Origin of the sequence: Saccharomonospora cyanea NA-134 (genome assembly GCF_000244975.1) — a bacterium.
In the GTDB taxonomy this organism is placed as follows: domain Bacteria; phylum Actinomycetota; class Actinomycetes; order Mycobacteriales; family Pseudonocardiaceae; genus Saccharomonospora; species Saccharomonospora cyanea.
Window position 1 is genome coordinate 408,732 of sequence record NZ_CM001440.1, and the last position, 23,306, is coordinate 432,037.

Genomic DNA, 23,306 nt, shown 5'->3' on the forward strand with positions numbered 1-23,306 from the left:
CCGTCCAGCCCTACCGGTCGCTCGCCGGACCGAGACCCAGGTGGTTTCCCACCGACGGGCGGAGGGCACGTTGCGGAGATGAGTGACGACCGATTCCGGGCCGACGACCCCCCGCTGCCCGGTGGACTGACCGTTGACGTGATCGAGACGTCGTCGTTGGGTGACCGCAGCTACGTCGCCGCGGACGGCGAGGTCGCCGTGGTGGTGGACCCGCAGCGCGACGTCGACCGGATGCTCGCGGCGGTGGGCCGCCGGGGCGCGCGGGTGGCACTGGTCCTGGAGACCCACGTCCACAACGACTACGTGTCGGGTGGGCTGGAACTGTCACGGCTGACCGGTGCCGAGTACGGACTGTCCGCACACGATGACGTTCCGTTCCCGCATCGGGGATTGGACGACGGCGAGACGATCGAGGTCTCACCGAGGCTGCGGGTGCGGGCCGTGGCGACACCGGGTCACACCTTCCACCACCTGTCGTACGTACTGGAGAGCGTCGACGGGCCCGTGGGCGTGTTCACCGGTGGCTCCCTGCTGTACGGCACGACGGGACGCACCGACCTGCTGGGGGAGCAGCACAGCGAGGAACTCGCCCGCCACCAGCACGCCTCCGCGCGCAGGCTCGCCGAACTGCTGCCGGACGGCGCGCACATCTGGCCGACGCACGGGTTCGGCAGTTTCTGCTCCGCGACTCCCGTGCAGGGCGACGCGTCCACGATCGGGGAGCAGAAGCAGTCCAATCCCGCCTTCACGCTGGCCGAGCACGAGTTCGTCGAACAGACGCTCTCGGGCCTGGACACCTACCCCGCCTACTACGCGCACATGGGCGTCCGCAACACCGCCGGACCCGAGCCGTTGGACCTGAGGGCGCCGCAACGCGCCGACGCCGAACAGCTCCGCAGCCGCCTCGACGACGGCGAATGGGTCGTCGACCTGCGTTCCCGCAAGGCTTACGTGCGGTCGCACCTCGCGGGCACGGTGAGCCTGGGGCTGGACGGGCCGATGGCCACCTGGCTCGGCTGGATGATCGACTGGGGAGCGCCGCTCACCCTGCTCGGCGAGACGTCGGAGCAGGTGGCGGAGGCGCAGCGCGAGCTGGCCCGCATCGGCATCGACCGCTTCGCCGGGGCCGCCACCGGAACCCCGGAACAACTCGCGGCCGCGCCGGAGCAGCTTCGCAGCATCCCGGTGGCCACGTTCGCCGACCTGGCCGAGGCCACGCGGCGCGACGCCGGGGCGCTCCCCCGTCCCGACGTGGTGCTGGACGTGCGCACCGGCAACGAGTACGCGACCTCCCACATCCGCGACGCGGTGCACATCCCGCTGTACGACGTGGGTCACCGGCTCACCGAGCTGCCGCCGGGCGCGGTGTGGGTGCACTGCGGCAGCGGTTACCGCGCCACCGCCGCAGCGTCGCTGCTCGAACGCGCGGGCCGGACGGTGGTGGTGATCGACGACAAGTTCGACAACGCCGCGCCCGCGGGCGTGCCGGTGGAGCCGTGAACCCGGCTCAGCCGTGGCCCGGTCCCTCCTCGATCGTGGAGACCGTGAGCTGGTTGCCGTGGAGTTCGGAGCGGGCGCACCCGGTGCCAGGCACTTCGACGAACTTCGACGCGGTCTCCTGCGGCGGGTAGACACGTAGCCCGCGCACCTCGGTGGGCGAACACGCCTGGGGGTCGTAGTTGCGGACCTGGGTGAACCCCACGTCGGCGTGGGCCACATCGCCCGGGTACAGCGTCAGGGCAGGCCCTTCGCCGCCGGTGTGCTCCGCGGGTTTGCCGACCTGGTGGCCGTCGTCGCCCGCGACGTAGGACACGCCGGGAAACCCCTGGAGCACACACGGGAAGTCGCCGACGTTGGTGAACCGCAACGGCCGGTACACCGTGCCCGCGGCGCCACCACCCTCGCCGAGCGACAACGAAAGCTCCGCCGACGTGCAGAAGTCCGGGTCGGGTGGAGGTTGTTCGGCCGCCGCTCTGGGTTCGCCCTTGCTGGTGGACACCTCGCGCGACTGGGCGTTCGCCTCGGTGCTCGTCGGCGGCGCGGATTCCGAGGCGGACGCGGGGTCCGAGGTGGCGGCCGCCGAGTCAGGTGCCGTGCCCTGCACCCGGTCGTCACCGCCGTTCTGGGCACATCCGGCCAGCGCGAGCGCCATGCCGGTCGTGGCCAGCAGTACGTGTGCCGTGATGGTGCGTTTCATGGCCACCCCCTTCTCCGGGTCCATACCTCAGGACGCGAACGCCGACGGGCGGGGTTGCTTCGCCGGGGCAAGACCCTCCGAAAGGACGGGCACACCCCCGATCGGATGAAGGCACACGAACGGGGACCGACGCATAGTTATCGGTGACCGTGTGAAGCTCGCCAGGTTCGACTACGAGCATGTACCCAGCCCGCAGCCGCACCTCACGCCCCTCTACGACGGCGACACTCTCGCTCCGTGCGACGAGGTGGACCTCGTTCATGTGGTGGTGCAGGTGCGGGTCGTCCACACCCTGGTCGGCACGTCCGATCGCGACCGGACAAGCGAGTTCCACGGGCCCACCAACCAGCCCTTGCCGCTTCCCCCACGGTTGACGTGGTTCAGGATCATCGCCCCACCGTCCCCCGCTCACGGCAGTCGCCAGCGTCCGCAGTTCCGACCGGATGGTTCGCCAAGAAGCGCCCACCCTCCAAAGCCCGCTTCATGGCGGCGCGTCTGTGGTTGATTGGCGAGGGCAAAGCGTGGTCAGGCGCTGGCCGAGCCCCCTGACCTTCTGAACTGTGTTCGAGTGATCGTCACCGAAGCTCGCGAGACGGGCTCGTCGAGGCACGCAGGCTCACGCCCCTGTGCCCTGTGGGAGGGACGTGGCTCCCAACTGGTTCATCAGGTGCAGGTTGTCGAAGTAGTCCCGCTCGCGGTAGATCTTGCCGTCGCGCACCTCGATCACGTTGCAGTACGGTGCCCGGATGGTTCTGCCCGTCGCCGGGACACCGGCCAGTTCCTGCTGGTGAGTACCGGACACGATCAATTCCAGAACCGCCGTTCCGGCGCCGCAGTCATAACCGGCGCGGACCTCGAAGTCCAGGTCCGGAAACGCTGTCGTATAGGTCTCCGCGGCCCGGACACCCGCATCGGGTCCGGATTCCTCCGTGCCGTCCGGGCCCACATAGGTGTAGTCGGGGTGATACATCGCGCGCGGCCCGTCGAGATCATGATTTCGGATGAGCTCGAACATCCGCCGTTGCAGATCGGTAGCCTCGGACATGGCGCACACTCCTCTCCGCGGCGATGGAGCCGTCCAACCTAATCCGCGCGCCAAGGACCCACCAGGGCCTTTCTGCCCCAGGGTCAAGTGAGCGCCGATAGTCGATGTCCCAGGCCTGGTTCTGACCCCGTCCAAGGCGTTCGTAGAGTCGGATCGCGGCAGTCGGATCGCGGCCTGGTCCTTCTCCATGACGTCCAGCACGAGGCGTAGCCCTTCACCGGCTGCGTGGTCCATGACGGCACGGGTGAGCAGTTCGCCGGCTCGGTGTCCTCGGGTTTCGGGGTGGCCGAACAGGCGGCCCAACACGGCGATGTCCGTGGCAGTGCCCTCGCCGTCTCGTGGAACACGGCGGCCGCTGCGTCGGTGTCCGTGGGTTCGGTGGCGCAGGCGGGACTGCCGAAGGGGTTCGGCCTGCGTGACCTGCGGCACTACTTCGCCGCGGTGCTGATCTTCGGCGGAGCCAACGTCAAGACGGTCCAGCTCGCGATGGGCCACACGACGCCGACGGTCACGCCGGACACCTACGTCGGTTACTGGCCGGACGCCGTGGACCGGACTCGTTCGCTGGTGGACTCCGCCCTCGGTTGTACCGGGGATGTACCCGGCGGCACCGACTAGCGCATCACCGCAGGTCACGCAGCGAGCATCACCGGTAGTTGGTGAACTGAAGCGCGATGCCGAAGTCCTGGTTCTTCAGCAACGCGATGACCTCCTGAAGGTGGTCCTTCTTCTTGCCCGACACCCGCAGCTGGTCGCCCTGGATCTGGGCCTGCACGCCCTTCGGACCCTCATCGCGGACGAACTTGGCGATCTTCTTCGCCTTGTCCGACTCGATGCCCTCCAGGATCCTGCCGTTGATCTTGTAGATCTTGCCGGACACGGCGGGTTCGTCGGCCTCGAACGCCTTGAGGGAGATGCCTCGCTTGATCAGCTTCTCCTTGAAGACCTCCACCGCCGCCTTCGCGCGCTCCTCGGTCTCGGCCTCGATCGTCACGGCATGCTCACCGGCCCACTCGACCTTGGCGCCGGTACCGCGGAAGTCGAACCGCGTGGACAGCTCCTTGCTCGCCTGGTTGAGCGCGTTGTCCACCTCCTGACGGTCGACCTTGCTGACGACGTCGAAAGAGGGATCGGCCACGTCACACACCTCGTCGTTTCGGCTGTTGGATGGCTCCCACCCTAGCCATCGCCAACCCCGCCGGTCGGGCGAGTTGGGCATTCGCTATCCTTGGAACCGGCCGGGTTGACCGGCCATGGCGGGTTACCCGAGTGGCCAAAGGGATCTGACTGTAAATCAGACGGCTCAGCCTACGGGGGTTCGAATCCCTCACCCGCCACAGCAGTCGAAACGCCCCGCTGACCTGGAAGACCAGGCGGCGGGGCGTTTTTCGTCGGTGCGGCTGTGTGTGGCTGCATGCAGTGGGTCGCGAGCCAGTCGCACTCGGGGGGATCGTTCGACCGTGGCGCCGACCTACCGCGACGCCTGCTCTTGACACCCGATCCTGCCGGAGTTCTGCTGGAGAGGGCTGGTCAGACGCTTAGAGGCCAGAAGACCGAGGACCAACAGTTGTCCACCCGAAACATGTGAGCCGGCTCATGTGTGGAGGTGGTGATGGCGACCTACGAATACTGCTGCGCACAGTGTGGTCCGTTCGAGACGCGGCATCCGATCGGCACGGCACCCGACCGGTCGGAGTGTCCCGAGTGTGGTGGAGCGTCTCGTCGGAGGTTCACCGCGGTTCATCTCTCCCTGATGTCCAAGGAGTTGGGAGCCGCGCACGAGCGCGCGGAGAGCACTCGCGACGAACCCGAAGTCGTGTCGGAAATACCTGGCAGGCGTACGGTGCGGCGGCCGCATCCGGCACTTGCTCACCTTCCACGGCCATGAACGTGGACTGGCGAGCATGGGTCGAACCGTCAGGACCTGGTCGACACCCGCGCAGGTTCGTGGGCCGCCGAACGCAGCGAGGGTCGCCACATCGACGACTCGCGTGAATCGAGGAGATGATCGCTCATGGCGGCTGTGGGCCTGCTGTACGTCGGCGCGGTACTTTTCCTGAACGGCGTCATGCTCTTGGGCAAGGTCAATCCCAAAGCCGCTGCCGTTCTGAACCTGTTCGTCGGTGGACTCCAAGTGATCACGCCGACATATCTGATCTTCACCTCGGGTGGAGATCCGAACACCATCCTCGCCGCTTCGGGGCTTTACCTGTTCGGTTTCACCTACCTCTATGTCGGGGTCGGCCTGCTGGCCGACCTGGACACGACGGGGGTCGGCTGGTTCTCGTTGTTCGTCGCTGTCATGGCCATCGGCTATTCCATCGCGAACTTCCAGATCCTCGGAGACCCTTCGTTCGGTGTGATCTGGTTGTACTGGTCGTTCCTCTGGTTGCTGTTCTTCCTGGTGCTCGGGCTCAAGATCGAGCGTCTCACCACCTACACCGGCTGGGTGACCGCGATCCAGGGTTGGGTCACCGGAGCGATTCCCGCGTTCCTGCTCCTTGCCGGCTACTGGGACAACACGAGGTTGGCCGCGGTGGCGCTGGCGATCTTCGGGGTCGTGGTCTTCGGGGCGCTGATACCGCTGACCAGGGGCCGAATCCGTCTTTACCCGGCGGCTCGAAGGCCGGCGACGCCGATGTGACGAGGAGGTTTCCGTTCACGGAGAGGGCAACAGTAGGCGACACCTGGTGAGAGGTCCACGAAGTGGGAGGAGAGAACATCATGCCGGAGACCGTCTTCACCGTAGACCAGTCGAAGTCCATGCACGACCAGGACGTGCCGGGGCACAACCGGTGGCACCCGGACGTTCCCGTGGCGGCGATGGTCCGTCCCGGACAGGAATTCCGCGTGGAGTGCCGGGAGTGGACGGACGCGCAGCTCGGCAACAACGACTCGGCCAACGACGTGCGGGATGTCGACCTTTCACGCTGCCACATGCTCAGCGGACCCATCGGCGTCGAGGGTGCCGAACCTGGCGACCTGCTCGTCGTCGACATTCTCGACCTCGGCCCGGTTCCCCAACAGGTCGGTGAGGCACCTGGGCAGGGCTGGGGTTACACCGGTGTGTTCGCCAAGGTCAACGGCGGTGGCTTCCTGACCGACTACTTCCCCGACGCCTACAAGGCGATCTGGGACTTCCACGGCCAGCAGGCCACCTCGCGCCACCTTCCGGGCATCCGGTACACCGGCATCACCCACCCCGGCCTGTTCGGTACCGCGCCGTCGGCCGAGCTGCTCCAGCGCTGGAACCGCAGGGAGCAGGCGCTGATCGACCGCGACCCCGACCGCGTGCCGCCGTTGGGTCTGCCGCCCTTGGAGGACAACGCGCTCGCCGGGACGGCCAGCGGAGAGACCGCCGAGAGGATCGCCCGTGAGGGTGCTCGCACGGTGCCGGCCCGGGAGAACGGAGGAAACCACGACATCAAGAACTTCACCCGGGGCTCGCGGGTCTTCTACCCGGTCTTCGTCGACGACGCGAAGTTCTCGGGTGGGGATCTGCACTTCAGCCAGGGCGACGGTGAGATCACTTTCTGTGGTGCCATCGAGATGGGTGGGTTCATCGACTTCCATGTCGACCTGATCAAGGGCGGCATGGAGAAGTACGGCATCACCACGAACCCGGTGTTCATGCCGGGAAACGTCGAACCACGGTATTCCGAGTTCCTGTCCTTCGTGGGTGTCTCGGTGGATCGGGAGACGGACGAGAACCTCTACCTGGACGCGACCGTGGCTTACCGCAGGGCTTGCCTGAACGCGGTGGAGTACTTCAAGAAGTGGGGCTTCACCGGCGAGCAGGCGTACCTGCTGCTCGGTTCGGCACCCGTCGAGGGGCGCATCAGCGGCATCGTGGACATCCCGAACGCCTGTTGCACGATCTATGTGCCCACCGCGATCTTCGATTTCGATGTGCGCCCCACCGGTGAAGGGCCGGTGCGGACCGATCGCGGACAGTGTGCGGTCACTTCCTGACCGACCGCGTGCGTTCCGGGGAACGCGCGGCCTGCGGGCGTTCGGCTCCTCGCCCGTCACGGCAGGCGAAACGCCCCGCTGACCTGGGAACTCAGGCCGCGGGGCGTTTGTCGCGGGTGCGGGGACGGCCTCGGTGTCAGCGGCCTTCGAGGAGCGCCTTCGGTGCGCCCGCGGGCTGCGCGGGGCGCCGCTACAGTGCTACAGCTCCGGTTCCTCCTCCGCCCAGGGGTGCTCGGCCTCCAACTGTGTGGCCAGCGCCAGGAGGGTCGACTCCCCGCCGAGCCCGCCGACGAACTGCACCCCGAGCGGCAGGCCGCCTGCCGTCCGGTAGAGCGGCACGGACATCGCGGGCCTGCCGGTGATGTTGGCGAGTTGGGTGAACGGCACCGGCGCGAGGTTGGCGAGGATCTGCTCGTTCCAGACCCTGGTTCTCGTGAGCGGGCCGGTGAGCCGGAGCCGCAGCAGGAGTTCACCGCCGAGACGCAGCAACGGTGGGGTGGTCAGCTCACCGATGCGTACGGGTGGCCGCGCGATGGCCGGGGTGAGCAGCAGGTCGTACCGCTCGTGGAACTCGGCCAGCGCTCGCGTGTAGCCGTTCCAGCGCGCCCGCGCCGCGGCGTGATCCGCCGCGCGCACGGTGTGCGCCGACGCGGCGAGCAGGCGGTTGTCCACCTCGAACTCCCGGTCGCGGGCGCCGGTGTTCCGCTTGATCGTCGCGATGGTCACCGCGGTCTGCGCCGACCACATCGTCATGAAGTCCCGGGCCAGTGCCACTCCGTCGATGTCGGGTTCGGCCGGCTCGACGTCGTGGCCGAGCTTGTCGAGCAGCGTGGCCGCGTGTTCCACGGCGGCGACGGCGTCCGCGTGCACGGGTGTGCCGAGGGGGGAGCGGGTGGTGAAGCCGATCCGCAGCCTCGGCGGGGTCCGCCTGGCGAGCTCGACGTACGGCGTGTCGGGGACGGCGGCCAGGTACGGGCCGCCGGGATCCGGATTCCGCGCCAGCACGTCGAGCATGGCGGCGGTGTCACGCACGGTGCGGGACACCACGCCGTCCGTGGCGGCACCCGACAGGTGTTCGGCGTGGTCGGGGCCCGCGGGCACCAGGCCGCGGCCGGGCTTGAGCCCGAAGACGCCGCAGCAGGCGGCGGGGATGCGGATGGACCCTCCGCCGTCGCTGGCGCCCGCCACCGGCACCACGCCCGCTGCCACCGCTGCCGCCGAACCGCCGGACGAGCCACCAGGCGTGTGGGCGAGGTTCCACGGGTTGCGGGTCGGTCCGGTGGCGTCGGATTCGGTGATGCCCTTCGTGCCGAACTCCGGTGTGGCCGTCCTGCCGAACACCACGAGCCCGGCGTCGAGCCAGCGCCGGACGACCTCGCTGTGCCGGGTGGCCACGTGGCGGCGCATGGCCCGGGAACCGCTGCCGGTGGGCACGCCCGCGTAGTCCTGCATGAGGTCCTTGAGCAGGAACGGCACCCCCGCGAAGGGCCCCGACAACTCCGTGGCGGCCCGCTGCCTGGCGATGTCGTACATCGGGTACACGATCGCGTTCAGGTGTCCGTTGACGTGTTCGGCCCGGCGGATCGCCGCTTCCAGCAGTTCGGCGGGCGACACCTCGCGCCGCGCCACCAGTTCGGCCAGACCCACCGCGTCGTACCGCCGGTACTCGCCGTACTCGATCGCCGCCATGCACACCGCCCTGCTCGAAAGGTCCGTTCGAAGAGGACAACGCACCGGCCGCCTTCGCGTGACGTTCGCGCGGTGACTTCGGTCGTAGAGTGACGAAGTGAACGCTCGCGAGGTCGCAGAGATCCCCACCGGTCCGGTACCCGTGCCCGTAGCCGTCACAGGTCTGGCTCGAGGGGACGAGATCACGCCGGTGTGGCGCAACGAGTTGGGCGGGCTCACGTTCCGGCTCGCCGCGCCGGACGGCAGCACTCGCTACGTCAAGTGGGTGGCCCACGGCACGCCTGAGATCGACCTCACCGCCGAGGCGGAACGTCTCGCGTGGGCGGGCCGCTGGGTGCGGGTGCCCCGTGTGTTGGGGCAGGGCGCGGACGCGGACGGAGTGTGGTTGGTGACCGCGCCCGTGCCGGGACGGTCGGCGGTGGACACCCGCTGGCTGGAGGACCCCGTCACCGCGGCCACAGCCATCGGGCAGGGGCTTCGCAGGCTGCACGACGCGCTTCCCGTGGCCGACTGCCCGTACGAGTGGAGCGTCGCGGACCGCCTGAAGCGTGCCGACGAGCGCATCGCCGCCGGTGAAGGCCCCGCCGACTGGTCGCCCGAGTACCGTCACCTCACGGTCGTCGAGGCCCGTGCCCGCCTCGATGAGACCCCACCGGTGGACCGGCTCGTCGTGTGCCACGGTGACGCGTGCGCGCCGAACACGCTGCTGCACGACGACGGCACCTTCTCCGCGCACGTCGACCTCGGTTCGCTCGGTGTGGCCGACCGCTGGGCCGACCTCGCCGTCGCCGCGTGGAGTCTGGACTGGAACCACGGCCCCGGCTACGACCACCTCGTGTACGCCGCCTACGGCGTCGAGCCCGACCGCGAGCGCCTCGCCTACTACCGGCTGCTCTGGGACCTGGGCTGACCAGCGAGTACCGCTCCGCCCTGGCGTGGGCACGCTCCGCTGTTCTAGTATTCCACTAATTGATTAGTGAAAGGTGCTTGGTGATCGAGTTCCGCATCGACCGACGTTCGGGCGTGGCGACGTACCTACAGCTGGTGCAGCAGACGAAACGGGCTCTGCGTCTCGGTCGTCTCCGGCCGGGAGACCGGCTTCCCACGGCGAGGGAGGTCGTCGAGGCCACGGCGATCAACCCGAACACGGTTCTCAAGGCGTACCGGGAGCTCGAACGTGAGGGGCTCGTGGAGGCGCGGCGGGGGCTGGGGACGTTCGTGCTCCGCTCGCTCGCGAGCGGCGACGCGGCCGAACAGGAATCCCTTCGCCAGGAACTCGATGCGTGGATGTCGAAGGCCCGCGAGTCGGGACTGCAGCGTGAGGACGTCGAGGCGCTCGTCGGCTCCGTGCTCGACCAGCGGTTCCCGAGCTCCGGTCCGACCGGGAAGGAGTGACGTGTTGGCAGACGAGACAGCGGCCGCCTTGGAGGCGGTCGGGTTGGGCAAGCGGTACCGGAGGGGATGGGGGTTACGGGACTGCACGTTCTCGCTGCCTCGGGGAAGCGTGTGCGCACTCGTCGGACCGAACGGTGCGGGCAAGAGCACATTGCTGTCGCTCACCACCGGACTGCGGAGGCCCACCACGGGCGAGATGCGGGTACTGGGGCAGCCTGCCGACGGCAGGGGAACGCACCCCGGACTGTCCTTCCTGGCACAGGACAAGCCGCTGTTCTCGAATTTCACGGTGGAGGAGATGCTGCGCGCGGGCCGCTCCCTCAACACCGACTGGGACGCCGCGTACGCGCGTCGGCTCGTCACCGACGCCGACGTCCCGACGAGAGCCCGGATCGGCACGCTCTCCGGCGGACAGCGCACGAGGGTGGCGTTGGCCGTCGCGCTGGGCAGGCGACCCACGGTGCTGGTGCTCGACGAACCGCTGGCCGACCTCGACCCGGTGGCGCGAGCGGACGTGATGCAGGTGCTCATGGCCGAGGTCGCCGAGACCGGCATGACGGTGTTGCTGTCCTCGCACGTTCTGTCGGACCTGGAGAACGTCTGCGATCACCTGCTGCTGCTCTCCGGGGGTGAGCTCCGGCTGGCCGGCGACGTGGATCGGTTGGTGTCCGAGCACGCGCTGCTGATCGGGCCGGCGGGTGACCACGGGTACTCGATGCCCGAGCACGCCGTCGTCGAAGCGCGAAGCACGGCCCGGCAGGTGACCTTCCTGCTCCGCGACACGCCGCAGCGATCGGTGCCCGGGCCCGGCTGGGAAGTGCACGATCCGACCCTGGAAGAGCTGGTGATGGCCTACCTGCGTGCGACGAAGCCGCTGGGCACCACACAGGACGAGGAGGTCGCGGCATGACCTGGGTGGCGTGGCGGCAACACCGGCTCTCACTGCTCGTCGTGTTCGCTCTCGTGCTGGTGACAGCCGCGGTGATGCTCTGGTTCCGGATCGCCGCACTCGACCACCTCGCCGCGGCCGGAATCGAGGGCTGTGTGCGGGTCGAGGGCGAGCGCTGTCCGCAGGGCGCGATGGCTTCCTTCGCGGACGCCTTCGAGGGATACGCCCGGAACTTCCCGATGGTGCTCCTGGGGCTGCCCGCCCTGCTGGGCATGTTCACCGGGGCACCGCTGTTCGCCAGGGACTTCGAGCAGGGCACGCACATCCTCGGCCTGACCCAGTCGATCAGCAGGCTCCGCTGGTGGTCGGTCAAGGTGGCCGTCGTCGGCCTTCCCACCGTGGCGTCGATGTTCGCGCTCGGCCTGTTCAGCGCGTGGGCGTTCGACCCGCTGTACTACGTCACGCGAGGCTCGTTGCTGACTCCCGCGTTCGAGACCCAGGGCCCGGTGCTGGGCGCCTACACCGCCCTGGCGTTCGCCATCGGCACCACGGCCGGACTCGTCCTGCGGAACACGGTGGGGGCCATGGCCCTCACGCTGGTGCTCTACCTGGTTCTCATGGTGGGCGTCGGTGTTGCCGCGCGGTCGCACTACGCCGAACCCGCCCATGTCACGGCGTCGGCGGAGCGGGAAACGAGTCCCGTGCCCGACGACGCGTGGCGGCTGGGGTCCGTGTACTACGACGAGCAGGGTGCCGTGGTGCCGTTCAACCCCTCGGCATGCCAAGACGGTGACACGTCGGCGACCTGCCTGACCCGTCAGGGGGTGGTGGAACAACGGACGGCGTTCCACCCTGCCGACCGGTTCTGGCTGTTCCAGGGCGTCGAGAGCGCCATCCACCTCGTCGTCGGCGCGGCGCTGCTCGGGGTGGGGTTGTGGCGGGTCGGCCGGATCGCCTGAGTCTCACTCGGTGGGTTCGGTTTCCCGGTCGGGCAGCGCGCATTCGAGCCGGTAGTCCACCGTGACGTCACGGTAGGTGTGCCGGGCCCGGACTCGTTCGGGCAGGCCGACCCGCTCGCTGCTCGACCGCGACCGGAAGCCGTCGGAACCGTGGAACGACACCTCGGTTTCCGGGTCCTCGTGCCAGCGCAGCCTCTTCCCGTCGACATGGGCGGTGAACGAGACGTCCGGGGCCTCGGAGTCGGTCACGACGGCCGAGGCCTGCGGCGTTTTGGGGGTACGCGGCGACGCGGCTCGCGGCGGTCACCCGGCGGCCTGCGACGTTTCGGTCCGCGTTCCATGTCGGTCTCCATGCCGGTCTCCATACCGGTCTCAGCCTCGGCCCCTGCGGCTTCCGGCTTCTCCGTCAGACTGTCCATCGCCGTGCCGGGGTCGCCGGTGAGTTCCTCCGTGGCCCCGCCGACTCCCTCCACCGTGTCGCCGGCGCCGTGGCCCACGTCCTCGAGCGCTCTCCTACCGCCTTCACCGAGTTCACCGACCGCGACACCCGCGTCGCGCAGCACGGGCTCCACCGTCCGCACCACGTGTTCGAGCACCTCGGGGTTCCGGTCGATGGTGGTGAGTACCCGGCCGATGATCTCCGCCACCCGGTTGAGCCGGACCTTGAGCTGTGCCTGCGCCTGGACCCCCGTGATCGTGAGTGACACCCTGCCCAGCTTCACGTCGGCGCCGACGTGGAGCTTCAGCAGGTCGAGCACGTCGGCCTGGAGCGAGACGTTCGCCCGCAGGTCCTCGACCTCGAGGTCGATCTCGTCGACAGACAGATCCGGTACGTCGAGCAGGACATCGGGTTCGGACTCGTCGACCTCGTCACCGGACTCGGAGGGAGCCTTGGGCGGTTCGGGGCCTTCCAGATCGTCGGCGTCGTTCCAGTGCGTCACCTCGGACCACCTCCCACAGTGGAGGGACGTCCTTGTCGAGTACCCGCTCGTGCTGTCTTATCGCCGTCTCACGGCCTGAGCCGAGGTGCGAGTGCGGCAGGGTCGGGCGGCGTCTCGTGGCGCGGCACGCTTTCGGCCAGCGTGGCCGCCCAGTCGCGCAGGGTCGTGACGTCGATGCCGTGCGGGCGTGCGCCGGCGAACGGAGCGATGTTCTCGGCACCGCGCCTCAGCAGCGCCACGGCTCCCGCCCGGTTGCCCCGAGCCGCGTGGGTGAGCCCCACGGCGAGCTGAGCGAGCCCCCGCCACAGTTCCCGCTCGGCCTCCGGCCCCGACTTCCACGCGTCCTCGAACACCTCGTGCGCGTGGAAGGGCTTGCCCTCGTCGAGCAGTCGCTGCGCCTCGCGCAGCGTTTCCTCCGGCGTGCGCGCCACGCCCTCGGGCTGACGGGGCACTCCGGTCGCATCACGCGGCAGGGGCCTGCCGAGGCCGTCCCTCGGCCTGGCGTTGCGGGCTCGTCCCTCGTCGTCTCGGTCGCGCTCAGCCACGCGTCGAGTGTGGCACGGCCTCGTGGCCGAGTGGGGCTATCCGGTCTCGCCCTTCGTGGCGTCGGACGCCTTCACCTCCGGTGGCGTCGTGGAGTCCTCCCACGACTTCGTCTTACCGGTGAACGTGATGTGTGCCTCGGCGTGGTTCCGCTCGATCATGTGCGGGTAGTGCAGCTCGAACGCGGGGCGTTCCGACCGGATCCGGGGCAGCTCCGTGAAGTTGTGGCGCGGCGGCGGGCAGGTGGTCGCCCATTCGAGCGAGTTGCCGTAGCCCCAGGGGTCGTCCACCGTCACCGGATCCCCGAAGCGGTAACTGCGCACCACGTTCCACAGGAACGGCAGCATCGAAAGCCCCAGAATGAACGCGCCGATGGACGACACCACGTGCAGCGTGGTGAACCCGTCGGTGGGCAGGTAGTCGGCGTAGCGGCGGGGCATCCCTTCGTTGCCGAGCCAGTGCTGCACCAGGAACGTGGTGTGGAAGCCGACGAACGTGAGCCAGAAGTGCAGCTTGCCCAGCGGCTCGTTGAGCATCCGTCCGGTGAACTTCGGGAACCAGAAGTAGATGCCGCCGAACGTGGCGAACACGATGGTGCCGAACAGCACGTAGTGGAAGTGCGCCACCACGAAGTACGAGTCGTGCACGTGGAAGTCCAGCGGCGGCGAGGCGAGGATGACACCGGTCAGGCCGCCGAGCAGGAAGGTGATGAGGAAGCCGAACGACCACAGCATCGGCGTCTCGAAAGTCAACTGACCCTTCCACATCGTGCCGATCCAGTTGAAGAACTTGATCCCCGTCGGCACCGCGATGAGGAACGTCGTCATGGAGAAGAACGGCAGCAGCACCGCGCCCGTGGCGAACATGTGGTGCGCCCACACGACGATGGACAACCCCATGATCCCGATCGTCGCGAACACCATCAGCCGGTAGCCGAACAGCGGTTTCCGGCTGAACACGGGGATGATCTCGGTGATGATGCCGAAGAACGGCAGCGCCACGATGTAGACCTCGGGATGCCCGAAGAACCAGAACAGGTGCTGGTAGAGGATGGAGCCGCCGTTGGCGGGATCGAACACGTGCGCGCCGAGCAACCGGTCGGCGGCCAGCCCCATCAGCGCGGCCGTGAGGATCGGGAACGCGATCAGCACGAGGATGCTCGTGAACAGTATGTTCCACGTGAAGATCGGCATCCGCCACATCGTCATCCCGGGGGCGCGAAGGCACACCACGGTGGTGATCATGTTGACGGCGCTGAGGATCGTGCCGAGGCCGGACACGGCCAGGCCCATCACCCACAGGTCGCCGCCCACTCCGGGAGAGGCGATCTCCCGCGACAGCGGAGTGTACGCCGTCCACCCGAAGTCGGCGGCCCCGCCGGGAAGCAGGAGCGATCCCACCACGATCAGCCCGCCGAACAGGAACAACCAGTACGACAACGCGTTCAGTCGCGGGAACGCCACGTCGGGGGAACCTATCTGCAACGGCAGAATCAGGTTGGCGAAGGCGAACGCCACGGGGGTCGCGTACAGCAGCAGCATCAGCGTGCCGTGCAGCGTGAACATCTGGTTGTACTGCTCGGTGGAGAGGAAGTGCAGGCCTGGCTGTGCCAGCTCGGCCCGGATGAGCAGCGCCATGACGCCGCCGATCATGAAGAACACGATCGACGTGACCATGTACAACTTGCCGATCACCTTGTGATCGGTCGTACGCAGCAGGCTGAGCATGGCCTGCCACCGCTTGCCGGGTATGGGGGCAGGATGCTGGATCCGAGTCGGGCGGACGCCGATCTGCGTGTCCACGAAGCACCTCCGCTCACGACGGTGCGCCCCACGTCCCTGGCCGGTGCTTTCCGAGCAGATCCGGGGCGGTCAGAGTTTCACGCTAGACCCGACCCCGCGCACCCGCATGTCGACGCGGAGGCCGGCGGAGTCGTTCGCGTCGACTACTGCTGGTACGACTCGACCTCGCTCACCGGCCGGGCCTCAGCCTGGTCAGGGCTGACGCCGAACTCGGAGTTCGCACGCCGCCTCCGCAGCAGGTCCCAGCACTGGTCGAGGCGCTGCTCGAGCTCCTTCAACTTGCTCTTGTCGTCGTCGCTGAGGCCCTCACCGGTCGCCCGCGAACGCAGCTCCCGCTCCTCGGCGATGAGCCGGTTGATTCGCTCCAGCGGGTTGTCGGTGCCGTCCGTGTTCGCCATCTGCCGCTCCTTTCCGCACCTGGGCGTGCCCGGTGGCGGCGAAGCCGAAACCGGGCCGCGGCTCACGACTGGAGGTACCGCAGCACGGCGAGCACCCGGCGGCTGAAGCCGGTGACGTGGCCGAGGTCGAGCTTGTCGAAGATCGTGCCGACGTGTTTCTCGACGGCGCTGCGCGAGACGTGGAGGGTGGCGGCGATGCTCGCGTTGGTGTGTCCCTGCGCCATCTTCTCCAGCACCTCGCGTTCCCGCTGCGTCAACCGGGCGAGCGGGTCCACCCGGCTCGTACGGGCGAGCAGCCGCCGCACCACCTCGGGGTCGAACGCCGCGCCCCCCGCCGCGACGCGGTCGAGGGCGTCGAGGAACTCGCCGACCTGAGCCACCCGGTCCTTGAGCAGGTAACCCACCCGGCCGCGGTCGTCACTGACGAGGTCGGCCGCGTAGCGGCGCTCCACGTACTGGGAGAGCACGAGCACACCGATCTCCGGCCACGACCGCCGGATCTCCATGGCGGCCCTCAACCCCTCGTCGGTGTGCGTGGGAGGCATGCGCACGTCGGTGACGACCACGTCGGGACGGTGCTCACCCGTGGCGGCCACGAGCGCCTCGCCGTCGGACACCGCCGCCACCACGTCGTGTCCCTCCTCGGCGAGTAGCCGCACCAGGCCCTCCCGCAGCAGGGCCGAGTCCTCGGCCAGGATCACGCGCACGGGAGCTCCGCCCTGACCACGGTGGGCCCGTCGAGGGGGCTGTCCACGGCGAAGCCGCCGTCGGCCGCCGCGACCCTGCGCGCGAGTCCGGACAACCCCGCGCCGGCCGGATCCGCTCCGCCGACGCCGTCATCGGTGATCTGCACGATGATCATTGTCTCGGTCCGCGACACCCTGATCTCGATCCGGGCGCAGCCGGAGTGTTTCAACGCGTTCGTCACGGCCTCCGACACGACGAAGTACGCCACCGTCTCCGTCGCCGCGTCCGGGCGTTCGGAGAGCTCGTAACACAACGTCGTCGGCACGGTCGATCGCTCGGCCAGCGACTCCAGCGCCACGCCGAGCCCTCCCGTCTCCAGCGCGATGGGATACACCCGCCAGGTCACCTCACGCAGTTCGTTCAACGCTTGCCGCGACTGCTCGTGGGCCTGCCTCACCAGCTCGTCCACCCGGGCCGCGTCCGACGCCCTGCGGGCTCGCCCCAACAGCATTCCCAGAGCCACCAGCGACTGCTGCACACCGTCGTGGAGGTCCCGCTCGATGCGCCTGCGTTCGGCGTTCACCGCCTCGACCACCTCGGCCCGGGTGGTGGCGAGCTCCCGAACCCGCCTGCGCAGCCGTTCCTTGTCGCTCGGCCCGAGGAAACGGTGGGCGACCGCGCGGTCCAGCGCGGCCACCCCCAGCAGTCCCTGGACGGCGAGGAACGACAACAGCGTCCCACCCAGCGTCACGGTGAGCGGGTCGTACCAGCGGGGGTCGTCGCCACCGCCCACGGCCTCACCCGACAGCAACTGCCCCAGCATGATGGCGCCGGTGATCACCCCAAGCACGATCAGCACGAGGACTCCCGCGCCCAGCCCGCCCACCACACACCGTACGGCGAGATAGCGCCACGCCCGGCCGTCGTCGTAGTCACCCGAGTTCTCGTTGCCCAGGAACCGGGCGACCCTCGCGCGCTCGACCTCGGCCAGGCGGCGTGCGCTCGCGAACACCCACCTCCGCGTGACCGGTGTGATCAGGGCCGGAGCGGTGAGGACGACGAAAACCAGTTCCGCGAAGGCCGTGAGAGCTCCGAGCGACAACCCGGTGCACACCCGCAGCGCACCGCGCGCGATACGCTCAGCGGGGGAGGACACCCCGCAGAGACTAGCCGGGCCGGATCACCGTGTGACTGAGGTTTTCCACAGTTCCGGCCTGCGGATGAGCACCCCGCACTCGGCGGTGTGCACCATCCCGTCCATGCCGTAGCGCTTTGTAGTGTTCTGGCCACAAACGGACTTGTGACTTCGCGAAAGGCCCCTCATGAACAGTCTCGTAGCTCAGGCCGACAACACCGAGCTCGGTGGGCTCGCCGGGTGGACGGTTGATCTCATGGACGCGCTCGGCGGCCCGGGTGCGGCCGTGGCTGTGGGACTCGACAACCTGTTCCCGCCGATTCCGAGCGAGCTGATCCTGCCGCTCGCGGGCTTCACCGCCGCGCAGGGCCGGTTCAGCCTCGTCGAGGCGCTGGTGTGGACCACGGCGGGTTCGGTGATCGGTGCGGTCATCGTGTACCTGGTGGGGTACTTCTTCGGCCGGGAGCGCACCCGCAAGCTGATCACGATGCTGCCGCTGGTCAAGGAGTCGGACTTCGACCACGCCGAGCGGTGGTTCCGCAAGCACGGGACCAAGGCGGTGTTCTTCGGGCGCATGGTGCCGTTGGTGCGCAGCTTCATCTCCGTGCCCGCAGGCATCGAGCGGATGCCGTTCTGGGTGTTCCTGTCGCTCACCGCACTCGGCAGTCTGTTGTGGAACTCCATCTTCGTCGTCGCGGGCTACTTCCTGGGTGCCAACTGGCACGTGGTCGACGAGTACGCGGGCATCTTCCAGTACGTCGTCATCGGAGCCATCGTGATCGCTCTCGCGGTGTTCGTGGTGAAGCGCGTGCGTGAGCGTCGCAACGCGGGCGTCTGAACCACCGGGGCGTATCGGAAACACCGACACCCGCGCGCGGATCAGCGCGCGGGTGTTCGTGTGTGTGCGCCCGGTTCGCCGCGCGAAGGCGGTTGGGTCGCGAAGCAAGACGGAATGTGTCATAAATCACTATACTCGTCGACTACCATTCGCGACCAATTCGAGACGGAGGTGTTCACCCGCTTCGCGGTCGGACGACCGTCAATGTTGGACGTTGTTAACGCAGCGCTGATCTGATGGCAGCGATCAGCCGTCCCGATACGCCTACTGGGGGTAAAGTATCGCCTCGTTCGCGGGTCGGCCCCGACAGGCGCATGCGCGTCACGCAAGGAGGTTGCATGCCGGACGCATACGGCGACGCCCCCGAGGCCGGTGCGGCGGGTGATGTGCCGGAACCGGCTGGGCGGTCGATCGAGGAGAGCCAATCGTCGAGTGAGGCGCACGCGGACGAGAGTCGGTTCCGCCTCTACACAGTGGCGGTGCTCACACTGGGGATCGCGGCGGCGGCAGCGGTGTCCGCGTGGTTGCCCTTCCACGGCTCGATCCATCTGTGGTGGATCGGACCACTGCTCGCCGTGGCCTTCCTCGGGGCCGAGCAACTCGGCGTCAACGTCGACGTCCGCAGCGGAATCTCCTGGACCATCTCCTTCACCGAGATACCACTGGTCATCGGCCTGCTGGTCGCCCCATTCGAAGTCGTACTCGCCGCGCACGTCGTCGCGGGCGTCACCACACTGCTGGCACGCCGGGTCACCGGTCGCGTCCTCTACAACGCGGGCGCGTTCCTGCTGGAGGTCACGAGCGCGTTCGCCGTCGCGGGCCTCGTGAGCCACGCCCTCGGCGAGGGCGACCACATGCCGTGGCTGGCCGCGCTCGCGGGCACGCTGACCGCACCGCTCGCCAGCACGCTGCTCGCGATGGCGGCCGTGCGCGTGCTGCGTCGGCGCATGAGGATCGGCACCGTGGTCCGGCTCGCGGGCCGCATCCTCGTGGTCGGCTTCGTCAACGCCTCCGTGGGGCTCACCGGCTACCTCGTCGTCTCGAAGACCCCGCAAGCCTGGCCGATCGTGCTCGCGGTGAGCCTCGGCCTCGCCGCGCTGTACTGGGCGTACTCCGACCTGCTACGCGAACAGCGCGACATGGAGGCGCTCACCGACGTGAGCCTCATGGTGGCCAGGTCGGGACAGCAGGTCGCGGCACGTCCGGCGGGCAAGGCCGGCGACATCGGCGTGGACGTCGACCTCGACGAGTGGGCCACGATCGCCGAGCGCATCCGCGACCAGCTCGCCGCGGCCCGGATCGTGCTGCGGCTGCGGCTCGAACCCGACGAACCGCTGCGCACCGTGGTGGTCGGCGAGGAACTGCCCGCCGCCGCGAGGGACGACCAGGGAATCGACGACCCGCTGCTGCGGCTGCCGGGCTCCCACGTCCGGCACCTGCGCATCACCGAGGCCAACACCCAGGTCAGGTCGGCGCTGCTCCACCGAGGCGCGAGCGAGGCGCTCGCCGTCCCGCTGCGCAGCGCCAACCAACTGCTCGGCATCGTCGAGGCACACGACAGGTTGTCGCGGTGGCGGGGCTTCGGCAAGTACGACGTCCAGTTGCTCGGCACGATGGCGAGTCATCTGGCCACCGCGCTCGACAACCGCAGGTTGCTCGCCACACTGCGCCACGACGCCTATCACGATCCGCTGACGGGGCTGCTGAACCGTCCCGGTTTCCGGCAGGTGGCCGCCGAACCGCTCCGGAAGTGCGCGAACTTGGTGGTGCTGCGGGTCGATCTCGACGTGTTCTCCACCGTCAGCGATGCACTCGGCTACACCTGGGCCGACCGGATGTTGATGGCGGCGGGCAGGCGCATGCGCGACACGCTGGGCTCCGACGTTCCGCTGGCGAGGCTGGAGGGCGCGTCGTTCGCCGTACTGCTCGCCGACTGCGACGCGGAGTGCGCGCAGCGGGTCGCCCAGCGGCTGCGGAGCCAGCTCTCCGCGCCGTACCCCGTGGAACGGCTCATGGTCGAGGCCAACGCCGTGGTCGGTTACGTCACGACGACGGCGGAGGAGAACGCCGAGCGCGCCGACGTGGACAGTCTCCTGCAACGGGCCGACATGGCGGTCCGTGCCACCCGCGGAGGCGAGGAGGTGAAGTCCTACGTCCCCAGCATGGGGCAGATCTTCCTGCGACGGTTCCAGATGGTCACGCAGTTCCGGCAGGCCATCGAGGAGGGGCAGGTCACGGTGCACTACCAGCCGAAGGTCGCCCTTCCCGGCAAGCAGGTGCTGGGCGTCGAGGCGCTGGTGCGCTGGCAGCACCCGGAGTTCGGCCGGGTCAACCCCGACGAGTTCGTGCCCGCCGTCGAGGCCGCGGGGCTGGTCGGTGTCCTCACGTCGTTCGTGCTGGAAACGGCGCTCGACCGCGTGCGGCGATGGCTCGCCGAGGGGTTGCGCATCTCGGTCGCGGTGAACCTGTCGGTGCGCAACCTCGCCGACGCGGAGTTCCCCAAGCGGGTCGCCGAGTCGCTGGAACGGTTCGGTGTTCCCGGTGAGCTGCTCACGCTGGAGCTCACCGAGTCGGACGTGATGCAGGACCCGGAGCGGGCGCTGCCGATCCTGCGGGAGCTGAGCGAGTTGGGGATCGAGTTGGCCGTGGACGACTTCGGCACCGGGTACTCGTCGCTGGCCTACCTGCGGCAGCTCCCCGTCGACCAGGTCAAGATCGACAAGAGCTTCGTGTTCGGCATGGGCACCGACCTGGGCGATTTGGCCGTGGTCAGATCGATCGTGGAACTGGGGCATTCGCTGGGGCTCACGGTGGTCGCCGAGGGCGTCGAGGAGGACCTGGCGCGCGATCAGCTGGAGGCCATGGGCTGCGACGTGGCCCAGGGCTATCTCATCTCCCGGCCGCTGTCGGAAGACCGCCTGGAGGCCTGGCTGCAGGCCAGGACGGCCCGCTCCCTCGATCCCGCGTCCGAGGCGGTGTTGACCCTGCTGACCTGAGGTTTTGCCCTAAACCGACCCCCGCCTTCGGGGGCTCGGCAGGTGCTGTATTCTTGTTGTCAGCCCGATGGGGCAGGCCCCTTTAGCTCAGTCGGCAGAGCGTCTCCATGGTAAGGAGAAGGTCTACGGTTCGATTCCGTAAAGGGGCTCGGTGTGTGTTACGAGGCGGTGTAGCTCAGTCGGTAGAGCAAGCGGCTCATAATCGCTGTGTCGCCGGTTCGAGTCCGGCCACCGCTACGCTGTTTCGATGAGAGAGTAAGGAGCCGTTGTGGCTGCCACCGACGTACGACCGAAGATCACGTTGGCGTGCGAGGTCTGCAAGCACCGCAACTACATCACCAAGAAGAACCGTCGCAACGACCCGGATCGCTTGGAGATGAAGAAGTTCTGCCCCAATTGCGGAACGCACCGGGTGCACAAGGAGACGCGCTGACGCGTATCCCACCAGCTTCACGAAGCCGCCCTCGCGAGTCGAGGGCGGCTTCGTTGTGTTGGACGGCAGTATAGCGTCAGGGAAGTTGGAAAAAACCCAACGATCGGGCCTACCTTTTCCGGCGTGTCAGGGATCACCTTGGTCGGCGACCCATTTCCAACCCTGCGGAAGTGAGGACCGACATGAGGAAACTGGTGAGATCGACGGTCGCGGCCGGAGCGTGCGCCCTGGTGTTCGGTGCGGTGGCGCCGGCAATGGCCTCGGAGGCCTCGGAGGCCTCCAAGGCCTCCGAGACCCCAGAGGCCTCCACGGCGTCGACGTCCGGAGTCGAGGGCTATTCCGCCGACGTCGCCGCGGAGGCGGTGTCCGCGCTCGTCGCGGAACGCGGTGTCGACCAGGAGGCGGCGAAGGCGCTGCTGCGTACACAGGACGCCGCCGTCCGGACTCTCGACGCGGCGCTGTCCCAGCTCGGCGACCGTGCCGCGGGCGGGTACCTGGACGCCTCCGGCAACCCCGTGGTCAACGTCGTGAGCCAGGCCGCGGCGACCTCGGTCGAAAGCTCGGGTGTGGTGACGAGGCTCGTCTCCCACACGGCCGCCGAGCTGGAGTCCGCGCGGGCGGAACTGGAGTCCCTGCCGTCGGTGTCGGACACCACGATCGCCACCGATCCCATCACGAACCAGGTGGTGGTCACGGTCTCGGACGCGGCCGACGACGCCCAGGCCGCCGACCTGGTGGCCGCGGCGGAGCGGCTGGGCGACAAGGTCAGGGTCGAGTACGTCGCGGGTGGGTTCGAAGCGGCCATCTACGGTGGCGAGGCCATCACGGGAGGTGGCAGCCGCTGCTCGGCGGGCTTCAACGTCAACTCGGGAGGCCAGAACTACATCGTCGACGCCGGTCACTGCACCGGTGCGGTGTCCCAGTGGAACGTCGGTCCCTCGGTCGGTGCCAGCTTCCCCGGCAACGACTACGGCCTGATCCGCAACGACACGGGCAGTGCGCCGGGCGCGGTGAGCCTGTACAACGGCTCGGCCCAGCAGATCAACTCGGCGTCCAACGCGTACGTGGGCCAGTCGATCTGCAAGAGCGGCAGCACCACGGGTCTCACCTGCGGCACCGTGCGGGCCACGAACGTCACCGTGAACTACCCGCAGGGTGCCGTGTACCAGCTGGTGCAGACCTCGGCGTCGGTCAACTCCGGTGACTCCGGCGGTGCGCTGTTCGCCGGCAGCGTCGGTCTCGGCATCACCTCCGGTATGGGTGGCGGCAGCTCGTTCTTCCAGCCGCTGACGGAGGCGCTCAGCGCGTACGGCGTGCGCTTGAACTGATCCCTTCCCACTCGCCGCGGCGGCGGTCGCGGGCAGGCCCCGTGTCTTGTGGAGCCTGG

23 protein-coding genes, 3 tRNA genes and 1 pseudogene are annotated in these 23,306 nt (G+C 68.6%); 15 read left to right on the forward strand and 12 right to left on the reverse strand.

What is annotated here, in order from left to right:
• Positions 1-78: 78 nt before the first annotated feature.
• Positions 79-1,500, forward strand: coding sequence for an MBL fold metallo-hydrolase (locus SACCYDRAFT_RS02080; RefSeq protein WP_005453147.1), 1,422 nt, complete (start codon positions 79-81; stop codon positions 1,498-1,500).
• A gap of 7 nt (positions 1,501-1,507) precedes the next feature.
• Here the strand turns inward: SACCYDRAFT_RS02080 and SACCYDRAFT_RS02085 are convergent, their stop codons facing one another.
• The 4 genes and pseudogenes from SACCYDRAFT_RS02085 to SACCYDRAFT_RS02100 form a co-directional block, all read right to left on the reverse strand.
• A complete protein-coding gene (locus tag SACCYDRAFT_RS02085; RefSeq protein ID WP_043536991.1) occupies positions 1,508-2,197 on the reverse strand; it encodes a DUF4232 domain-containing protein in 690 nt (229 codons plus the stop codon).
• A gap of 616 nt (positions 2,198-2,813) precedes the next feature.
• Positions 2,814-3,242, reverse strand: coding sequence for an ester cyclase (locus SACCYDRAFT_RS02090; RefSeq protein WP_005453149.1), 429 nt, complete (start codon positions 3,240-3,242; stop codon positions 2,814-2,816).
• A gap of 219 nt (positions 3,243-3,461) precedes the next feature.
• Positions 3,462-3,878: pseudogene (locus tag SACCYDRAFT_RS27235) on the reverse strand (hypothetical protein); the annotation flags it as partial.
• Between the two features lie 10 nt (positions 3,879-3,888).
• Positions 3,889-4,380 (reverse strand): YajQ family cyclic di-GMP-binding protein, encoded by a 492-nt coding sequence (locus SACCYDRAFT_RS02100; protein WP_043536992.1) that lies wholly within the window; start codon positions 4,378-4,380, stop codon positions 3,889-3,891.
• A gap of 117 nt (positions 4,381-4,497) precedes the next feature.
• On the opposite strand from SACCYDRAFT_RS02100, the gene SACCYDRAFT_RS02105 reads away from it, so the two are divergent.
• From SACCYDRAFT_RS02105 to fmdA, 4 genes are all read left to right on the forward strand, one after another.
• A tRNA-Tyr gene (locus SACCYDRAFT_RS02105) sits at positions 4,498-4,579 on the forward strand.
• A gap of 275 nt (positions 4,580-4,854) precedes the next feature.
• Positions 4,855-5,130: an FmdB family zinc ribbon protein gene (locus SACCYDRAFT_RS25620; RefSeq protein ID WP_005453151.1), complete on the forward strand. Its 276-nt coding sequence runs from the start codon at positions 4,855-4,857 to the stop codon at positions 5,128-5,130.
• 126 nt (positions 5,131-5,256) lie between these two features.
• Positions 5,257-5,886 (forward strand): AmiS/UreI family transporter, encoded by a 630-nt coding sequence (locus SACCYDRAFT_RS02110; protein WP_005453152.1) that lies wholly within the window; start codon positions 5,257-5,259, stop codon positions 5,884-5,886.
• A gap of 80 nt (positions 5,887-5,966) precedes the next feature.
• On the forward strand, positions 5,967-7,214 hold the full coding sequence (gene fmdA / locus SACCYDRAFT_RS02115) for a formamidase (protein WP_005453153.1): 1,248 nt from the start codon (positions 5,967-5,969) through the stop codon (positions 7,212-7,214).
• 198 nt (positions 7,215-7,412) lie between these two features.
• Here the strand turns inward: fmdA and SACCYDRAFT_RS02120 are convergent, their stop codons facing one another.
• Entirely contained in the window at positions 7,413-8,903 is a 1,491-nt protein-coding gene (locus tag SACCYDRAFT_RS02120; RefSeq protein ID WP_005453154.1) for an amidase, read from the reverse strand.
• 97 nt (positions 8,904-9,000) lie between these two features.
• On the opposite strand from SACCYDRAFT_RS02120, the gene SACCYDRAFT_RS02125 reads away from it, so the two are divergent.
• The 4 genes from SACCYDRAFT_RS02125 (at position 9,001) to SACCYDRAFT_RS02140 (ending at position 12,146) form a co-directional block, all read left to right on the forward strand.
• Positions 9,001-9,813 carry an aminoglycoside 3'-phosphotransferase gene (locus SACCYDRAFT_RS02125; protein ID WP_005453155.1) on the forward strand — a complete coding sequence of 271 codons (813 nt, stop codon included), beginning with the start codon at positions 9,001-9,003 and terminating at the stop codon, positions 9,811-9,813.
• Positions 9,814-9,893: 80 nt separating this feature from the next.
• A complete protein-coding gene (locus SACCYDRAFT_RS02130; RefSeq protein WP_005453156.1) occupies positions 9,894-10,298 on the forward strand; it encodes a GntR family transcriptional regulator in 405 nt (134 codons plus the stop codon).
• A 1-nt stretch (position 10,299) separates the two neighbouring features.
• Positions 10,300-11,208, forward strand: coding sequence for an ABC transporter ATP-binding protein (locus SACCYDRAFT_RS02135; RefSeq protein WP_005453157.1), 909 nt, complete (start codon positions 10,300-10,302; stop codon positions 11,206-11,208).
• Entirely contained in the window at positions 11,205-12,146 is a 942-nt protein-coding gene (locus SACCYDRAFT_RS02140; RefSeq protein ID WP_005453158.1) for an ABC-2 transporter permease, read from the forward strand. The genes SACCYDRAFT_RS02135 and SACCYDRAFT_RS02140 overlap by 4 nt, the downstream gene beginning before the upstream one ends.
• Before the next feature lie 3 nt (positions 12,147-12,149).
• Here SACCYDRAFT_RS02140 and SACCYDRAFT_RS02145 read toward each other — a convergent pair whose 3' ends face one another.
• From SACCYDRAFT_RS02145 to SACCYDRAFT_RS02175, 7 genes are all read right to left on the reverse strand, one after another.
• A complete protein-coding gene (locus tag SACCYDRAFT_RS02145; protein ID WP_005453159.1) occupies positions 12,150-12,395 on the reverse strand; it encodes a hypothetical protein in 246 nt (81 codons plus the stop codon).
• Positions 12,392-13,087, reverse strand: coding sequence for a hypothetical protein (locus tag SACCYDRAFT_RS02150; protein ID WP_005453160.1), 696 nt, complete (start codon positions 13,085-13,087; stop codon positions 12,392-12,394). Before SACCYDRAFT_RS02150 ends, SACCYDRAFT_RS02145 begins: the two co-directional genes overlap by 4 nt.
• 68 nt (positions 13,088-13,155) lie before the next feature.
• The gene (locus SACCYDRAFT_RS02155; RefSeq protein WP_005453162.1) at positions 13,156-13,632 is read right to left on the reverse strand and encodes a DUF309 domain-containing protein; all 477 of its coding nucleotides are present in this window, start codon (positions 13,630-13,632) and stop codon (positions 13,156-13,158) included.
• 36 nt (positions 13,633-13,668) lie between these two features.
• Positions 13,669-15,432 carry an aa3-type cytochrome oxidase subunit I gene (gene ctaD / locus SACCYDRAFT_RS02160; protein WP_005453165.1) on the reverse strand — a complete coding sequence of 588 codons (1,764 nt, stop codon included), beginning with the start codon at positions 15,430-15,432 and terminating at the stop codon, positions 13,669-13,671.
• A 143-nt stretch (positions 15,433-15,575) separates the two neighbouring features.
• On the reverse strand, positions 15,576-15,830 hold the full coding sequence (locus tag SACCYDRAFT_RS02165; protein ID WP_005453166.1) for a DUF2630 family protein: 255 nt from the start codon (positions 15,828-15,830) through the stop codon (positions 15,576-15,578).
• Between the two features lie 62 nt (positions 15,831-15,892).
• Positions 15,893-16,537, reverse strand: coding sequence for a response regulator (locus SACCYDRAFT_RS02170; RefSeq protein ID WP_005453168.1), 645 nt, complete (start codon positions 16,535-16,537; stop codon positions 15,893-15,895).
• On the reverse strand, positions 16,528-17,673 hold the full coding sequence (locus SACCYDRAFT_RS02175) for a sensor histidine kinase (RefSeq protein WP_005453170.1): 1,146 nt from the start codon (positions 17,671-17,673) through the stop codon (positions 16,528-16,530). Before SACCYDRAFT_RS02175 ends, SACCYDRAFT_RS02170 begins: the two co-directional genes overlap by 10 nt.
• Before the next feature lie 166 nt (positions 17,674-17,839).
• On the opposite strand from SACCYDRAFT_RS02175, the gene SACCYDRAFT_RS02180 reads away from it, so the two are divergent.
• The 6 genes from SACCYDRAFT_RS02180 (at position 17,840) to SACCYDRAFT_RS02205 (ending at position 23,247) form a co-directional block, all read left to right on the forward strand.
• Positions 17,840-18,490 carry a DedA family protein gene (locus SACCYDRAFT_RS02180; protein ID WP_005453172.1) on the forward strand — a complete coding sequence of 217 codons (651 nt, stop codon included), beginning with the start codon at positions 17,840-17,842 and terminating at the stop codon, positions 18,488-18,490.
• Positions 18,491-18,828: 338 nt separating this feature from the next.
• Positions 18,829-21,486 carry a bifunctional diguanylate cyclase/phosphodiesterase gene (locus SACCYDRAFT_RS02185; RefSeq protein WP_005453174.1) on the forward strand — a complete coding sequence of 886 codons (2,658 nt, stop codon included), beginning with the start codon at positions 18,829-18,831 and terminating at the stop codon, positions 21,484-21,486.
• Positions 21,487-21,562: 76 nt separating this feature from the next.
• Positions 21,563-21,635: transfer RNA gene (locus tag SACCYDRAFT_RS02190), tRNA-Thr, on the forward strand.
• A 15-nt stretch (positions 21,636-21,650) separates the two neighbouring features.
• Positions 21,651-21,723: transfer RNA gene (locus SACCYDRAFT_RS02195), tRNA-Met, on the forward strand.
• A 31-nt stretch (positions 21,724-21,754) separates the two neighbouring features.
• Positions 21,755-21,919: a 50S ribosomal protein L33 gene (gene rpmG / locus SACCYDRAFT_RS02200; protein WP_005453176.1), complete on the forward strand. Its 165-nt coding sequence runs from the start codon at positions 21,755-21,757 to the stop codon at positions 21,917-21,919.
• 182 nt (positions 21,920-22,101) lie between these two features.
• Positions 22,102-23,247, forward strand: a complete 1,146-nt coding sequence (locus tag SACCYDRAFT_RS02205) for a S1 family peptidase (protein ID WP_005453178.1) — start codon at positions 22,102-22,104, stop codon at positions 23,245-23,247.
• Positions 23,248-23,306 lie beyond the last annotated feature (59 nt).

Coding starts and splice junctions, on each gene's coding strand:
- SACCYDRAFT_RS02080 (WP_005453147.1), top strand. CDS start 79: ATGAGTGACGACCGATTCCGGGCCGACGACCCCCCGCTGCCCGGTGGA.
- SACCYDRAFT_RS02085 (WP_043536991.1), bottom strand. CDS start 2,197: ATGAAACGCACCATCACGGCACACGTACTGCTGGCCACGACCGGCATG.
- SACCYDRAFT_RS02090 (WP_005453149.1), bottom strand. CDS start 3,242: ATGTCCGAGGCTACCGATCTGCAACGGCGGATGTTCGAGCTCATCCGA.
- SACCYDRAFT_RS25620 (WP_005453151.1), top strand. CDS start 4,855: ATGGCGACCTACGAATACTGCTGCGCACAGTGTGGTCCGTTCGAGACG.
- SACCYDRAFT_RS02110 (WP_005453152.1), top strand. CDS start 5,257: ATGGCGGCTGTGGGCCTGCTGTACGTCGGCGCGGTACTTTTCCTGAAC.
- fmdA (WP_005453153.1), top strand. CDS start 5,967: ATGCCGGAGACCGTCTTCACCGTAGACCAGTCGAAGTCCATGCACGAC.
- SACCYDRAFT_RS02120 (WP_005453154.1), bottom strand. CDS start 8,903: ATGGCGGCGATCGAGTACGGCGAGTACCGGCGGTACGACGCGGTGGGT.
- SACCYDRAFT_RS02140 (WP_005453158.1), top strand. CDS start 11,205: ATGACCTGGGTGGCGTGGCGGCAACACCGGCTCTCACTGCTCGTCGTG.
- SACCYDRAFT_RS02165 (WP_005453166.1), bottom strand. CDS start 15,830: ATGGCGAACACGGACGGCACCGACAACCCGCTGGAGCGAATCAACCGG.
- SACCYDRAFT_RS02180 (WP_005453172.1), top strand. CDS start 17,840: ATGAACAGTCTCGTAGCTCAGGCCGACAACACCGAGCTCGGTGGGCTC.
- SACCYDRAFT_RS02185 (WP_005453174.1), top strand. CDS start 18,829: ATGCCGGACGCATACGGCGACGCCCCCGAGGCCGGTGCGGCGGGTGAT.
- SACCYDRAFT_RS02205 (WP_005453178.1), top strand. CDS start 22,102: ATGAGGAAACTGGTGAGATCGACGGTCGCGGCCGGAGCGTGCGCCCTG.